A 13,236-nucleotide genomic window follows, 5' to 3' on the forward strand; every position below is an offset into this window, starting at 1 on the left:
AGTGCCGCGCTCACGGCAACGAGAATCCTTTTCATCATAACCTCCGTTGATCCAATGGAATTCCCTAACTGTCGCCGGCCGCGAAGGTTCCTGAGCAGCCGGCTTCCGCGCCTTATCGGATCACCACGCGCACCTTGAAGGACGTCCGGCTCCCCGGAAATCAGCCGGCGAGACCGACTCTTCCCTCGCATTATCCGCAGATGCGGCTGGATCATATTTTCGTCAGCGCCACCTCTGTCCTCGGCTCGAGCGTGCCTCGAAATCGTCTGAAGAACCTGGCTTCCGATCATCTTCCATTGATTACGGAAATCGGCCTTGGCGATTGATGCCGTCAGCCTGCGATGTCTGAGTTGCCGGACGCTCTATCGCCACGCGCTCTCGTTCTTCTTCTCGTAATCACTGAAGGCTTTTCTCAGCCCTTCAAGCACTTCCGCGGCAGTCTCGAACATCGCCTTGAGCTGCGGCTCGTCAACCTTTTCGATGTCCTCGCGCAAGTGATCCATTGTTTCCTTCAGTCGCGCCTGCATCTTTTGCGTATGGTGGCGCGGATCGCCATCTGCTTTCGTGACCATGACAAATCTCCTTCGTGAAATGGCATGCGCTTCGCTCGCCCGTTTCGCTTGAACTCAGAGGTCAAACTCATGCACAACGGCGCCGGTTCCCGTAGAAATGTGCGGGCTAAATGCCTTCCAAGCGATGCATCAGCTCCATACCCGCCACCACATGATGATTTTCGTCGACGTGACGTGGCCGAAGAGCCTGTGAGTGGCTGGACTTCGAGCGTCTTCATGCGTCCGGTCCTGCTTTCGCGGCCAAATCCTCCACTGCTTTTTCCTTCGGCAGCTCGATCGTATGAAGGATGGCCAAAGTTTCGTATGGCTTGAGTTCGATCGTCTCTTTCAGCCGCTCTACGGGCTGATAGTTGGCGATCAAGCATTGACCTTCCACCTGCAACTCGTCGGGAAGAGGAAGCGTCACCGTCTCCAACGAGAAATTTGCGAGCACGATCACGCGCTGGTCCTCGATTGTCCTTGTATAAGCGAAGACCTGCGGGTGCTGATCGAAATAGGACTGATAGGTGCCATAGACGATGACCGAATGCGTGGCGCGTAGCGCAATCAGCCGCCGGTAATAATTCCAGATCGAGCGGTCGTCATCCATGCTCTTTGCCGCGTTGATGCGGCTGAAATTGGGATTCGTCTGTATCCATGGAACACCAGTGGTGAAGCCGCCATGTTCCGCCGTGCTCCATTGCATGGGGGTTCGCGCATTGTCGCGTGCATTCTGATTGGCGACGGCGATGAACTCCTCCGATGAAAGCCCTGCCTCGACATGCAGGCGATGCATATTGAGCGTTTCGATATCCCTATATTGGTCGATGGAGGTGAAGGTGGCGTTGGTCATGCCGATCTCTTCGCCCTGATAGACGAAGGGCGTGCCTTTCAGGAAATGCAGGGCCGTTGCTAGCATCGTCGCGGATTCCCGATGGTAACCCGTGGCGTCGCCATAGGTCGAAACGGCACGCGGCAGATCGTGATTGCCCCAGAAGAGAGAGTTCCAGCCGTCGTCCGACAGGGCATATTGCCATTTGCTGAGGACCGCCTTCAAACCGACGAGATCGAACGGCTTTGGCCGCCACTTGCCATAGACCTTGTCCCACTGTTGCAGGACGTGCTCGAACTGAAAGACCATGGACAATTCCCCGCGCTGCGCGCCGGAGTATAGGAGAGCTGAACCGGGCGTGGCGCTCCAGGCTTCGCCGACCGTCACGACATCGCGGTCCTTCAGGGTTTCTCGATGCATCTCCTGAATGTAGTCGTGGAGACATGGACCGTCGGCGGTGATCGCGCGATCGACATCCTTGGCGATGCGGTCGATGACATCCATACGGAAGCCGGCGATGCCGCGGTCCAGCCACCAATTCATCATCCTGTAGATTTCTTTCCGAACGCTCGGATTGTGCCAGTTGAGGTCCGGCTGACGATGGGAGAACTGATGGAAATAATATTGACCGGTCGCAGCCTCGAACGTCCAGGCCGGTCCTCCGAACACGGAGAGAAGGTCGTTCGGGAGCGTGCCGTCCTCGTTGGGAGAGCGCCAGATATAGAAATCGCGATATGGGCTGTCCTTGGAAGCGCGGGCATCGAGGAACCAGGGGTGCTCATCGGACGTGTGGTTGACGACAAGATCGAGAATGATGCCGATCTCTCGTTTCTTTGCTTCCGCAAGCAGCTCATCGAAATCCGCAAGCGTCCCGAACTCCGGCGCGATATCCTGATAGTCCGAGATGTCGTAGCCATTGTCGTCCATTGGCGACTTGTAGATCGGCGAAAGCCATATCAATCCAATTCCCAGGGAGTGGAGATAATCGAGCCGGGACGTTATGCCCGGAATGTCGCCGATGCCGTCTCCGTTGCTGTCGAAGAAGCTACGTGGATAGATCTGATAGGCCGTCTTGGCATGCCACCATTCGGCGGCTGGTTTGGCGGTCATGTGAGCCTCTCGGATTGTCGCGGTTGGCCGCGTTCCTTCTCCGGCGCGTCATCTCAGCGCCTTCAGCGGCATAAGTCAGGTCAGAACCGCCGCCGCGCGCATAGGTTCCACGCCGAACTTGCCATTCTCCCGTTTTTGAGGGCGAAGTTCATGACTCGGCGGATGGATTGCTGCGAAACCAGCGATATCCATAGGCATCAAGCTCGATCGTGTTACCTCTGCCTTTTTTCCTCGGATAGACCCTGTTACCCAGCAATTCGGCATGTTGTTCCATCTCGTCATCGCCGAGATCCAGCTTCACGCGGCAATTTCGGGATGCAAGGTTGTGAAGGACCAGGACCGTGCCTTGCTCCCAGGCAAATCTCTGGGCGAAAACCGCTGGATTATGCGTTTCAAGGCAGCTCCATTTGCCCCAGCCAACTTCCGGACAGGATTGCCGCGTGTCGACAAGCCGCCGGACCCAGTTGAGTAAGGATTTCGGATCGCGCTGCTGCGCTTCGACGTTGATCTTCTCGGCTCGGTGATCGCCGGTCATGATGACCGGGTGGATAAGATATTCTTCCGCGCAAGTGGAGAAACCGGCATTTTCGTCGTCGGACCATTGCATGCAGGTGCGCACCGGCCAGCGTTCCGGCAGGCAAAGGTCGTCGCCAAGCCCGAGCTCGTCGCCATAGTAGATGACGGGTATGCCGGGAAGGCTGAACATCAGGCTGAATGCCATTTCGATCCTCTTGCGTTCATTGCGGAGCATCGGCGCAAGCCGGCGGCGAATGCCGCGGGAATAAAGCCGCATGTCGGCGTCGGGGGCAAAGATCGTATAGACCTCGTTCCGCTCCTTCTCTGTCAGACGGCCGAGATCGAGTTCATCGTGATTGCGCAGGAACTGTACCCATTGGCAAAGCTGCGGCAGTTTCGGGAGCCGGGTGAGGCCCCGGGCAAGAGGGGCGGCGGAATTGGTTGCCAGGGCCAGAAACAGATATTGATTGACAAGAAAAGCAAAGAGCATGTGCAGGCGGGAACCACCGCCGAAGAATTGTTGCATCTCCTTCGGAGGCACATTTGCTTCGGCAATCAGGACGGCGTCGCCGCGCCGCCAGGATAGAAAGTCGCGCAACTCGCCGAAAAACTCATAGTGCCGTGATGCAGCTCTATTGGGGCGGACTTCCTCGACCAGGAACGGCGCTGCATCTATCCGAAATCCCGATACGCCAAGTTCGAGCCAAAAGCCGACGATCTTGAAAATCTCTTGCCGGACTGCGGGGTTACAGATGTTGAGATCCGGCTGGTGCGGATAGAAGCGATGAAAATACCAAGCCCTTGCCAGCGGATCATAGGTCCATACACTTGATTGGTGACCGGGAAAGGCCATGCCGTGATTGACGTTTGCTGGCTTGGCTTTGGACCAGTTGTAGTAGTCGCGGAAAGGCGAGCGGGGATCGGTGCGCGCCTGTTGAAACCAGGGGTGCTGCTCGGACGTATGATTGATCGGCAGATCGATGATAAGCTTCAGTCCGCGCAACCGCGCCTGATGGCTGAACTCCACAAAATCGCCAAGCGTTCCGAGCTCCGGGGCGATGTTGTAGTAGTCGGTAACATCGTAGCCGTAGTCCATACCGGGGCTGGGATAAAATGGCAGCAACCACAGGCAGGTGACACCGAGCCGTGCGATATAGTCGAGTTGATCGGTTAGGCCTTTGAAGTCGCCAATTCCGTCGCCGTCACTGTCCATGAACGTGCCGACATTGAGGCTGTAGACGACGGAATTCTTGTACCAGAGATCAATCACGTTCGGGCGTCCAACATTGGGCGGCATGCCGCCGAGCGAGCGCCCTATGCCAGATCTTTTGGTCACGCGTGCGTGGTCCCGAAGTCGCTGGTCGCGCTGTGCGTCATTCGACCGCCGGCATATGCTGAGGTCGTTGATGTAAACCGTATCGAGTGGCAAAAGTTCCGGGGAGCGCGTCGACGCTTACGGAAGACCGATCGTTTCGTCGCTACGGGGTGCTCAAAGGTCAATGAATAGCTCGGCCTTCACCGGAGCCAGGCATCTTTGGAATAGGTGCCGGGGTTCTGCCCTTGCGTTCGTTCGATGCGTTGTTCCGGCGGAATGAAGCGACGATCGTTATACATGGACAGATAGCCCGAATGCACAGGCTTTGCTAAGCTTCGCGACTTGAAATAGGCGAATGCAATGCAGGGATTGCCGCCGGCGACGGGTTCCAGCTCGATCAATCCGCGGAAATGTCCAGGTTTGCCGATCGATTCCAGTAGATCGAGATTTCGCAAAGTCCGATCGTGGACTTCATAAAGCTCGCCTTTCACGGCCGTACCGTTTCCCGGCTCGTCAAACATCATGGGAGCAAACCAGCGACCGGCGATCAGCATGGGGTAGGGTTTCCGCGTTTTGAAGAGGCCGCGGTAGTCTGCTCGGTCCAATCCCCGCTCATGCAGGGCAAATCCCTTCTTCAGCGTCCCGAAGGCAAACAGGCGAATAACCGCTGGCATGCTCATCCTCTCAGAAATCTGTCGTCTTGTTCCCGAATGGTATCAAGGTCGCGCCGATACTTATCGGTATCGCCGCCGATCCGCTGCTGTTGCCAAAGGTTGTCCTCGAGGTCGGCCTTCTTAACGGGTCTTGCCATGGCATTTGCGATCGCGCGGTGGACAAAGGCATTTTCATCCTCGTCTGCGTGTTTGGTGAGGGCGTCGACGGCTGAGAGGACCGAGGGAGAAAAGCCTTCCTGCCGGAGGCGATCGATGGTCCAGCCGGGTCCCTTTTCGACAACATCGTGCAGATATGCCACGATCTTCTCGTTCTCACCCGAAACCGCCAGCGCCACGCGACGACAATGCTCGACATAAGGATTGCCGAGCTTATCAGCCTGACCCGCATGTGCTTCGGTCGCGATTTTCATGGCGTGGTCCAGCGGGTCGGTCGATAGCATCGTGGTCCCTCGTCGGTCGCCGCATGGAACCGCGGCGTACCCAAGATTGAGCGTCACGGTTCACGTTTCGAGCGATCAAGCTGAACGATGGAAACGGCCGGAAGTTCCCTATGCGGCCGGTGAGATTTCTTGTGCCAAGCAGGAACAAGGCCAGGATCAAACCCGTTTTAAAAAATGCCGGACAGGTGCACGCCTCCGGACGGAAATAAACGGAACAATCGTATGCGTTAGTGAAAGGGAATATCGTGACGGATATTTCGCGACACCATCGATTGCGGGCTGAAATAGAGGCGCTTATGCCGGCGCTTCGATCATCGGCGGAGGCGATCTGCCGGGATCCTGCCGACGCGGAGGATCTCGTGCAGGAGACCGTGGCGAGAACCCTCGCAAACCTCAATCAGTTCACCGACGACATGTCGCTGGAGTCCTGGATGTTTGCGGATCTGTACGACAGCTTTCGGCGGAAATTCGATCTTTTCACGCAATGGTTTTGAAGGAAATAAAGGCTGCTTCCCGGAAGAAGCCCCCCACAAACCTCAGAGGATTGATGGAAAATGCCGCACCCTTTCCGGGAAGGGCTGGTCAAAACGGTCGTCAAGAATCCTGTGGTCGCGGGCCAAAAAGGGCTCGTGCAATATGCTCTATCTCGATCGGCTTTTCGCAAAAAACGAAGCCGGTAAAACGAGTGGGAATTATCGACGGATCATAACTGGTCGCAAAGACATACGGGATTTTAAGTTCATTCAATCTCTCGGCCACGGGAAAGACCATTTCGCCGTCGAGATGGACATCGAGGATCGCCGCATCGACATCTTCGTCCTGGATCAGATCGAGAGCTTGGTCGACCCTTGCTGTCGGTCCGACGACGATAGCTCCAAGCTTTACCAACTGGCGGTGCGCCTCGTTTGCAAGAAGATACTCGTCTTCCACGATCAAAACCCGTCGGCCGGAAAAGAAATGGCTGTAGCTCTCGTTCATCTTACCGGACTAGGGCTGTTTGCTGGGCGTCGACAAAAATGATCGCGGCCGCCCTAAGATCGTGGGCTATGGCGGCTAGAATGGTTCTCAGGGGACCGGACGATTCTGCCGATCCGCCGATGACGATGAGATCGCTATTGGCCCTCACATGAAAGAGGAACCAGCGGCGGCTGACTTTGTTCCCTTCGTAACGAGCGGATCCGGCAGGCCATTGCTGCGAGGGGCGGAGAACGCGTGGTCAGTTCATCCCTGCGCGTCTCGGCCTTGGGATACTCGCCGTCGCCTAAATCGTCCTAGCTTGCCGATGAAACCTTGGAAGGCTTGGGAACTGATTGGCACGGAACGCCGAAGAATTTTAACAATCTGCAGGGAACAAGCTGAAGGCAGGGCCGTTTGTCACTGGATGCGAAAAACGCTTGAGGAGGTTTGACGGGGTCAGGCGTCATCGCGGCAACTCGTTCAATAAATTGTTGGAATGATCCGACCGGCATCCGCAGGGTGCCGAGCCGGTAACCGTTTGCACTTGCGGGGCGATGCAAACATCGCGTCAATGACGCGGTTGGAAGGAGAGCGTTGTGTTCGACACGTCCCGATCTGCCGACTTAGAGGCGGAAATCGTCAATCTCATTCCCGCTCTTCGTGCTTTCGCCAGGACCTTTCACAGGAACTCTGCCGATGCCGACGATTTGGTTCAGGAAACCTTGACCAAGGCGCTCGCCAATCTTGGACAGTTCGATCCAGGTACACGGCTGAAATCCTGGCTGTTCACCATCATGCGCAACACGTTCTGCACAAAGTTTCGCATAGCCAAGCGCGAGTCGCCCGGCAGCAAGAAGTGCGTCTCGGGCTTTGGCGTGGAAGCGCCATCGCAGGAGTGGACGATCCGCGCCAAGGAGCTGGAACGGGCCTGCAACCTGTTGCCGAAGCCTTACCGGGCGGTGCTGGAATATGTGGTCATCGAAGGCCGCTCCTACGACGACGCGGCAGAAAAATTCGGCTGCGCGATCGGCACGGTGAAGAGCCGCATCAACCGGGCGCGCCAGCAGCTCGCCGCACAGCTCGATGAGGATTTTAGCTGACATCGCTGACCGCCATCGCGGCGCCACGGGCGTCTTTTTAAACCCAGCCGACATCGTGCGGCTGGGTTTATAGGTTGGCAGAGGTGCGGCACATGTGCATCGCAGCAAAAAACTTCGGCCCGAGGGGTTTACAAGCAGTTCCTTGAATGTGACTCTGCTCATCGAGAGTTGCTTAAGACGCGCGAAGCGTTTGTCTCGCGCGACGGCGGTGTGAGCGCCTAAAGGTAGCGCACCGTTGGATCGGCTCTAACCAAACCAAATCAATTTGAGGCTGAACATGCGTTTTCGCATTGTCTTCGGCTGTCGATGCAGCGCTCCAGCGCGCGGGCATTGATACAAACGCAATTGGGCTTTTGTGATGAGATTCGTTTCAACCGGTATTTTTCTGGGTATTCTCGCAGGTGCTGCCCCGCTTTCGCATAAGGCTTATGCCGGCGACCTCGTGATCTGGTCGCCGGTCAAGGTTGCCCCGCGGACCTATCACGCGACGATCGGCTTTCGGCTGCCCATGGCCTGGGAAATGAGCGCAGGTGCGGATGTCGGCCTCGGGGGCGCGGCAGGTGGAACGATCCTGACCGGCTCCGAACTCGCCACGCTGTGGGGAAGAGCGGTAGACGATCGCAGCAATTTTTCCGGCAATTCGCGCCGGGAAGTGGCGGTACGGGTGGACACGCTGAAGGGCAGCGGAATGATGTACCTCGGTCGCTCTCGAAACTGGATCTTTTCGCAAGATATCGACATGCAAATGTTGCGGTCGTTGAACGTCAGCTATGCGACGACGCAGGCCGTACCAGCCTCCATCACCGCCTCGCAGGCGGTAACGATAATCTTTCCGTGGACCGGAACGTCGATTTCGGCGAGCGGAGAGGTGACCGACGCAAAGGACGCCTTTTCGAGCAGATTTGCCTTCAAGCAGGCGGTCGCCCCCAATCTCAATCTCACCGCGTCACTTACCGATCCGCTGACGTTGACGCCGGCGGGCAATGTGCGGGTCGACTATCGCATCAAGTGGTAACAGGCGTGGACTTCGAGTCCGCCCGGAAATGAAACCCCGGCCCTAAGACGCGGTCAGGCCGGGGTTCTCTTTGTCGCGAACATCTTGGGAGGATTTCCGCCACATCATGTTGTGAGCCCATCAGGCCGTGAAGACATAGACGATCGTAAACGTGCTGGGGTCGACGATTACGATACGACCATCGTCAAGTACGAAGAAGCGATACGACTTGTATTGCGGTACGATTTTGACGATTCGCGGGGGAAGCGCCACGAGCTTGATCGAGTGCGGAATGGTGGCGCCAACGGACACCGTCTTGATTTCCGTCTGCTGGATCGGCTGGGTATGAACTTCCTTGATGACCTGCCGCACCTGGGTTTGCTGCTCGACGGTTATGTTGGTGTTGGAGTTCGTAGACTGGTTGGTATTCGTTTGGGTGGTGCTGCCAGTCTTTGTGGTGTCGGTCGTTCCGCTGTTGTCATTGGTGGATTTGGACTGATCCGTGCCAGTCTGCGTCTTGCCTGATGTTGTCGATTGCTGGGTGTCGATCCTCGTGCCGGATTTCTGTGTTGTGTCGGAGCTTGGCTGTTTCGTTGATGATTTTGCCGTGGGCGACTTCGTGCTCGACCCCTCGGAAGTGCCTGAGGTGCCTTTTTCCATCGTTCCGCCTTGTGTCTTCTTCTCACCGGATCCGCTCTTAGACGTGCCGGTCTTCGGAAGGACAGTCGAATCTTGCGAATCCTGGGCAGTCGCGATGGAATGAGCCACCGGGGAGAGGCTGAGGGCGGCGGACGCCAAGAGAATGTAGAACAGATTGCGAGTCATGTTGAATTCCTTCTAGTGCACTGATGCCGATCGACGACAAAAGCGCCGTTTGCTTCACGACGAGCCGACCATGATGATGTGTCTTCACGGCGCACACGCCGGCCGCGGCGCCAGAGACGCCGGGTTCCGTTTTTAGTTGTGAGAAATGATTGGAGAGCCCTCAGGCTCTCCAACGGTCGATCAGTTGAGCACTCGGATCACTTTCCGCGAGGATGGCTCAACGATTACGCGTTCGTGGTTGACTATCGCGTAGGCGTATTTCGGATTTTCCGGAATCGTTCTTACCCTGACGGTTTCCGGCAAGGGTCGACCGACTACGACTTTCTCTCTGACGACAACCGTGTCCTCGGGCATCGGCTGTTCACGCACATAGGTCACGACCCTCTGTGGCGGCGGATCGATAGCGGTACCGACAATAGCGCCGGCAACACCACCGACTGCGGCTCCTACTGGACCGCCCACGATGGCACCTGTCACTGCGCCGCCTGCGGCGCCGTTAACGGTCGACGACTGTGCGAAGGCGTACCCGCTCGCCAATGCAAGGGAGAGGGCTGCCATACCAAATAGTTTCGTTTTCATTAGATTCTCCTTTGTATTTCCCATTCGTCCGCGGGTAACGGAGCTTTGGCTAAAACAACTGGGAACCGGGTCTGTTCCTGTTTTGAGGCTTCAGTCGGGGTGGGGTGGGACGTTGGTCCCAGGCGGTTCGGACTAAGGTCTCACAACGCTCCGCCTGCTATCGGATCATGGTCGCGGTTGCGGTGGCATGCCACGTCGTTGTCGGGAACAAATGCTGTCAATAGCAGTTCGAATGCCCGCGAGGTGGTCATCCTTGCTAAAGGTGCCGCACGCCTTATGCGGCCATGGAAGCCTGCCGTTGGTGACTGTTCGCCTATGCCGACGGCAGGTTCAACCGCCCGATTTACTGAGGAACCCGGCGAGACCGAACGAGGTCGCGGAACGCGAGGCTTGGGAAGAGGCCGATGTCAAAGGTAAGGCCGAGAAAAAGCCCGGAATTCGGCAGCAACTGCCACCAATCGTGGGTGCTCCTTCATGACACCTTCGCGCGCTAGAAGCGGTCACCAGCTTGTTAGGTTAGACAATCTGTCCGGAAACATGGGGCAAGCCCACTCATGCCGTGTGATGGGAATGTTATGATCTCATCTGCGTCAACATGGCTGATGTTGTATGCAGCAGTTTTGAGGTAGTGCTCCCTCACGATAGATAGTGCCAAGTAATAGCGTGGAAATATCCGAAATGTGGGATTGGTTCCCTATAGTCTTCATTACGTTCAAGGTTCTCGTGTTAGGCACGGGCATGTTCTTCGCCATCAAGTGGCATCACGATCAAGAGAAGAAGAAATAACGAAACCAGCGGACCGCAAGCGCTCGCTGATTAGAGAAGCGCCGTCCATTTAGTCCGCTTAGGGCCAGATGGCGGACGAACGTGTCGGCCGGAACGCGCCACAGGCGGACCTTCCTTTATAGGCCCGCACATACCGGATACTTGGTTGGGCAACTTGGCACGACGGCAGTCGCCACACGGTGAAACCCTGCAATGTGCCATGAACAGACCTCGGAGGGAACGCTATCCATTACCTCTGGACGTTACACTTTTTGCGTGAACCAGACTGTCGGTGTCCCAACCACTCCTCCACTCTGCATCGCCTTTCGCAACTCTTCCAACCTAGTGAAGGCCTGAGCCGCCTCCTGTGTCGCGAATTCATGTGTCACGGTAACGTCGTTGGGGTTATCGGTGGCTTGATACACTGCCTCCGCTGTTACCCCGTTCGCCTTCTGGATCGCAGAAAACGTGTCGTAGACCTTCCGCCAAGCCTCGTAGTCCGAGACAGCGTGCCTCACGAATAATGTCGTCATGTCATCCTCCCGGTAGCTATTCTATTCGCCATTCGGATGTTCGAATTGGCGTCCACGACGCGGAATTCTGGATTTTCCCGCTACGATTGAACGCATCCGCCGCTGCCTTGGTTTTCCTGAACTCAGCCAAGCGGCCCATGTCGGCGCCTCCATGACCAGTCCAACTCGTTTGGACGGCTGTGGATCGACAAACGTGCGAATGTTTGCACAGCCAACGGGTTCGAACATCTCTTTGCGGCGCGGTGAAGCGAGCCAGTGTTTGACGTCTTTGACGTCATGGTAAGGCCAATATGGTAGGCATCGCGTCCTCCTCTTGTTGCCCCGAAATGAAGGGCGAACAGAACACTACGCCCGGCGTCGACACTATCGATTCTAAACACCCAAACTGCATCAACTCGGGCCAGATCGATGGCGGGAATCCTCGAGCCGTTCTTCGGAAATGGTTACGCTATACAATTCGTCCATCATTCAACCTTTCCTTCAGCCGCAAAGCCGCCCGCATGGAAAGGCGGCTGCGGCTCCAGTTCTTTATCGTGCCGATGATCTTCGTTTGGATACGGCGAGAAGACCTTCGCGCTGCATCTTCTTCCGAGCAGCTTTGCGCTGCCGGCTGATTGCCTGCGCTTTTTCCCGAATGCGGCGTTCGGAGGGTTTTTCGTAAGCCCGCCGCTCCTTCATTTCCCGGAACAGCCCCTCGCGCTGCATCTTTCTTTTCAGCGCTCTGAGCGCCTGTTCGACGTTATTATCTCTGACCAGAACGTGCATTTTGTTCTCCTTGTTGTTGCGTTGGTAGATGTTTGCCGATCAGCCGAGCTGTTCGGCGATTAATTCCTGCAGTTCTCGACGTGTGAGAAGGCAGGGATACGGTTTCCAGTTCTTGTCGGGCCGGTTTACGGCCCCATCGCGCTCGCGCGGCTTCACAGCCGCGGGCGCGGCAGCGATGTTTGGTTTGTTCAATAGAAGTCCTCTGCCGACCGTTCGGTCGGCGTAAATGATAAGGAATTACGGGAATGCCATTACGCAAATAAGCGGTGGGCATGTTGGCTGTGGAGTAATGCTCCTGCCATGGTTTCGGCGGCGCATCGGTTTCGGCGCGACACAAATTCGCGCGGCTTCACAGTCGTCACAGCATAAAATGGGTAGTAGGCTAAGGCTTTGCAAGGTGGAGATGGCGCCTCCTCCCGCCTCCACACCCGCCTACAGCCTCATCGCCTCCAGCTCTTTTTGGAGACGGTTCCGTTCGGCAATATGCATCAGTTGCAGTTCTTCAAAGGTCGATAGGAGCCGACGAGCTTGTGACGTGTCGTCTTGGCCTTGCGTAAGTTTGACAATGATTTGCTTTTGCCGAGTGATATGCCTGCGGCCTTCGGCAACGTGCTGCTTCGCCAATTTCAAATGTTGTTCTACAAGTTGCTTATCCATACCCAATTGTACGCCTTGGACGATATTCATGCATCTGTTTCGTCAATCTCTTCGTGAGCCGAGGAAACGGGAGCATATCGCCCGAGCGTTCTCAAACGCGAAACCGGACCCCAAGGCAGACCTTGGAACCCGTGATCGCATCCGGCTATGTATCTACCGACAGAAGACACTACCGCCACCGAGGTTGTTTCGGCGGTGCGTTGGCATGTAGTTCATGCAGCGGAGCATGACGGCCTAACAGCTTGACCAGTTTCTTGGTTTCGGCCGCGTCAACGCCGTGCTTCTTGCAATGTTTCTCAACGTCCAGCTCGCGCGGGCCTGGCCTTTTGACCTGTCGGCTTTGCAAACTCTTCATGGCGCATTCCTCCTGGCGGAGAAACGCTCCCAGGACGCTTATTGTTCATAAGTTATTTCCGTCAGGCGCTGGGCTCGTGTTTCGGAATTTCGTGATGGGTCACCGCTTCCGCGATGATCTCTACGACGGCGCGCGGATCGGTGTGCTCGGTTGTTGCGCGGCGCTGGCTTAAGTGTATGCGGCGTCCACGCCCCATCGATTTTTCAGTTGCAGCGACCTGAGGCGGATTTTCGGCCGTCAAATGAGCTCACCGAAGAGTACCTGACGA

The 13,236-nt window shown here is 56.5% G+C and carries 15 protein-coding genes and 1 pseudogene; 3 read left to right on the forward strand and 13 right to left on the reverse strand.

Going from position 1 to position 13,236, the window contains the following annotated elements; all coding sequences use genetic code 11:
• Positions 1-362: 362 nt before the first annotated feature.
• From GGD50_RS31990 to GGD50_RS32010, 5 genes are all read right to left on the reverse strand, one after another.
• Positions 363-572 (reverse strand): hypothetical protein, encoded by a 210-nt coding sequence (locus GGD50_RS31990; RefSeq protein WP_183941245.1) that lies wholly within the window; start codon positions 570-572, stop codon positions 363-365.
• A 214-nt stretch (positions 573-786) separates the two neighbouring features.
• Positions 787-2,493 (reverse strand): glycoside hydrolase family 13 protein, encoded by a 1,707-nt coding sequence (locus tag GGD50_RS31995; RefSeq protein WP_183941247.1) that lies wholly within the window; start codon positions 2,491-2,493, stop codon positions 787-789.
• Positions 2,494-2,641: 148 nt separating this feature from the next.
• Positions 2,642-4,306, reverse strand: a complete 1,665-nt coding sequence (locus GGD50_RS32000; RefSeq protein WP_210319036.1) for an alpha-amylase family protein — start codon at positions 4,304-4,306, stop codon at positions 2,642-2,644.
• Positions 4,307-4,524: 218 nt separating this feature from the next.
• Positions 4,525-4,998: a gamma-glutamylcyclotransferase family protein gene (locus tag GGD50_RS32005; RefSeq protein WP_246451675.1), complete on the reverse strand. Its 474-nt coding sequence runs from the start codon at positions 4,996-4,998 to the stop codon at positions 4,525-4,527.
• 2 nt (positions 4,999-5,000) lie between these two features.
• Positions 5,001-5,438 carry an HD domain-containing protein gene (locus GGD50_RS32010; protein ID WP_183941251.1) on the reverse strand — a complete coding sequence of 146 codons (438 nt, stop codon included), beginning with the start codon at positions 5,436-5,438 and terminating at the stop codon, positions 5,001-5,003.
• Positions 5,439-5,683: 245 nt separating this feature from the next.
• Here GGD50_RS32010 and GGD50_RS32015 point away from each other — a divergent pair, with 245 nt between their 5' ends.
• The gene (locus GGD50_RS32015) at positions 5,684-5,932 is read left to right on the forward strand and encodes a sigma factor (protein ID WP_183941253.1); all 249 of its coding nucleotides are present in this window, start codon (positions 5,684-5,686) and stop codon (positions 5,930-5,932) included.
• A 100-nt stretch (positions 5,933-6,032) separates the two neighbouring features.
• Here GGD50_RS32015 and GGD50_RS32020 read toward each other — a convergent pair whose 3' ends face one another.
• Positions 6,033-6,416 (reverse strand): response regulator, encoded by a 384-nt coding sequence (locus tag GGD50_RS32020; RefSeq protein ID WP_183941255.1) that lies wholly within the window; start codon positions 6,414-6,416, stop codon positions 6,033-6,035.
• Positions 6,417-6,991: 575 nt separating this feature from the next.
• Here GGD50_RS32020 and GGD50_RS32025 point away from each other — a divergent pair.
• Positions 6,992-7,495, forward strand: a complete 504-nt coding sequence (locus GGD50_RS32025; protein ID WP_183941257.1) for a sigma-70 family RNA polymerase sigma factor — start codon at positions 6,992-6,994, stop codon at positions 7,493-7,495.
• Positions 7,496-7,853: 358 nt separating this feature from the next.
• Positions 7,854-8,510: a hypothetical protein gene (locus GGD50_RS32030; RefSeq protein ID WP_183941259.1), complete on the forward strand. Its 657-nt coding sequence runs from the start codon at positions 7,854-7,856 to the stop codon at positions 8,508-8,510.
• A 120-nt stretch (positions 8,511-8,630) separates the two neighbouring features.
• Here GGD50_RS32030 and GGD50_RS32035 read toward each other — a convergent pair whose 3' ends face one another.
• The 7 genes and pseudogenes from GGD50_RS32035 to GGD50_RS33175 all read right to left on the reverse strand — a co-directional run bounded on the left by GGD50_RS32035 (position 8,631) and on the right by GGD50_RS33175 (position 12,968).
• The gene (locus GGD50_RS32035) at positions 8,631-9,314 is read right to left on the reverse strand and encodes a DUF1236 domain-containing protein (protein WP_183941261.1); all 684 of its coding nucleotides are present in this window, start codon (positions 9,312-9,314) and stop codon (positions 8,631-8,633) included.
• A gap of 180 nt (positions 9,315-9,494) precedes the next feature.
• The gene (locus GGD50_RS32040; RefSeq protein ID WP_183941263.1) at positions 9,495-9,893 is read right to left on the reverse strand and encodes a DUF1236 domain-containing protein; all 399 of its coding nucleotides are present in this window, start codon (positions 9,891-9,893) and stop codon (positions 9,495-9,497) included.
• Positions 9,894-10,921: 1,028 nt separating this feature from the next.
• Entirely contained in the window at positions 10,922-11,191 is a 270-nt protein-coding gene (locus GGD50_RS32045) for an antibiotic biosynthesis monooxygenase (RefSeq protein WP_183941265.1), read from the reverse strand.
• Positions 11,192-11,207: 16 nt separating this feature from the next.
• A pseudogene (locus GGD50_RS33170) lies at positions 11,208-11,492 on the reverse strand (hypothetical protein).
• A gap of 227 nt (positions 11,493-11,719) precedes the next feature.
• A complete protein-coding gene (gene rpsU, locus GGD50_RS32050; RefSeq protein ID WP_183941267.1) occupies positions 11,720-11,956 on the reverse strand; it encodes a 30S ribosomal protein S21 in 237 nt (78 codons plus the stop codon).
• Positions 11,957-12,388: 432 nt separating this feature from the next.
• Complete coding sequence (locus GGD50_RS32055; RefSeq protein ID WP_183941269.1) at positions 12,389-12,643, reverse strand: hypothetical protein; 255 nt, start codon at positions 12,641-12,643, stop codon at positions 12,389-12,391.
• A 139-nt stretch (positions 12,644-12,782) separates the two neighbouring features.
• Positions 12,783-12,968, reverse strand: coding sequence for a hypothetical protein (locus GGD50_RS33175; RefSeq protein WP_246451676.1), 186 nt, complete (start codon positions 12,966-12,968; stop codon positions 12,783-12,785).
• Positions 12,969-13,236 lie beyond the last annotated feature (268 nt).

The sequence above is a fragment of the Martinezella paranaensis genome (assembly GCF_014200235.1).
Classification (GTDB): domain Bacteria; phylum Pseudomonadota; class Alphaproteobacteria; order Rhizobiales; family Rhizobiaceae; genus Rhizobium; species Rhizobium paranaense.

Excerpts from the sequence above, each read along its gene's own strand:
- GGD50_RS31990 (WP_183941245.1), bottom strand. The coding sequence starts at position 572 with ATGGTCACGAAAGCAGATGGCGATCCGCGCCACCATACGCAAAAGATG.
- GGD50_RS31995 (WP_183941247.1), bottom strand. The coding sequence starts at position 2,493 with ATGACCGCCAAACCAGCCGCCGAATGGTGGCATGCCAAGACGGCCTAT.
- GGD50_RS32000 (WP_210319036.1), bottom strand. The coding sequence starts at position 4,306 with ATGCCGCCCAATGTTGGACGCCCGAACGTGATTGATCTCTGGTACAAG.
- GGD50_RS32005 (WP_246451675.1), bottom strand. The coding sequence starts at position 4,998 with ATGCCAGCGGTTATTCGCCTGTTTGCCTTCGGGACGCTGAAGAAGGGA.
- GGD50_RS32010 (WP_183941251.1), bottom strand. The coding sequence starts at position 5,438 with ATGCTATCGACCGACCCGCTGGACCACGCCATGAAAATCGCGACCGAA.
- GGD50_RS32020 (WP_183941255.1), bottom strand. The coding sequence starts at position 6,416 with ATGAACGAGAGCTACAGCCATTTCTTTTCCGGCCGACGGGTTTTGATC.
- GGD50_RS32030 (WP_183941259.1), top strand. The coding sequence starts at position 7,854 with ATGAGATTCGTTTCAACCGGTATTTTTCTGGGTATTCTCGCAGGTGCT.
- GGD50_RS32035 (WP_183941261.1), bottom strand. The coding sequence starts at position 9,314 with ATGACTCGCAATCTGTTCTACATTCTCTTGGCGTCCGCCGCCCTCAGC.
- GGD50_RS32040 (WP_183941263.1), bottom strand. The coding sequence starts at position 9,893 with ATGAAAACGAAACTATTTGGTATGGCAGCCCTCTCCCTTGCATTGGCG.
- GGD50_RS32045 (WP_183941265.1), bottom strand. The coding sequence starts at position 11,191 with ATGACGACATTATTCGTGAGGCACGCTGTCTCGGACTACGAGGCTTGG.
- rpsU (WP_183941267.1), bottom strand. The coding sequence starts at position 11,956 with ATGCACGTTCTGGTCAGAGATAATAACGTCGAACAGGCGCTCAGAGCG.
- GGD50_RS32055 (WP_183941269.1), bottom strand. The coding sequence starts at position 12,643 with ATGAATATCGTCCAAGGCGTACAATTGGGTATGGATAAGCAACTTGTA.
- GGD50_RS33175 (WP_246451676.1), bottom strand. The coding sequence starts at position 12,968 with ATGAAGAGTTTGCAAAGCCGACAGGTCAAAAGGCCAGGCCCGCGCGAG.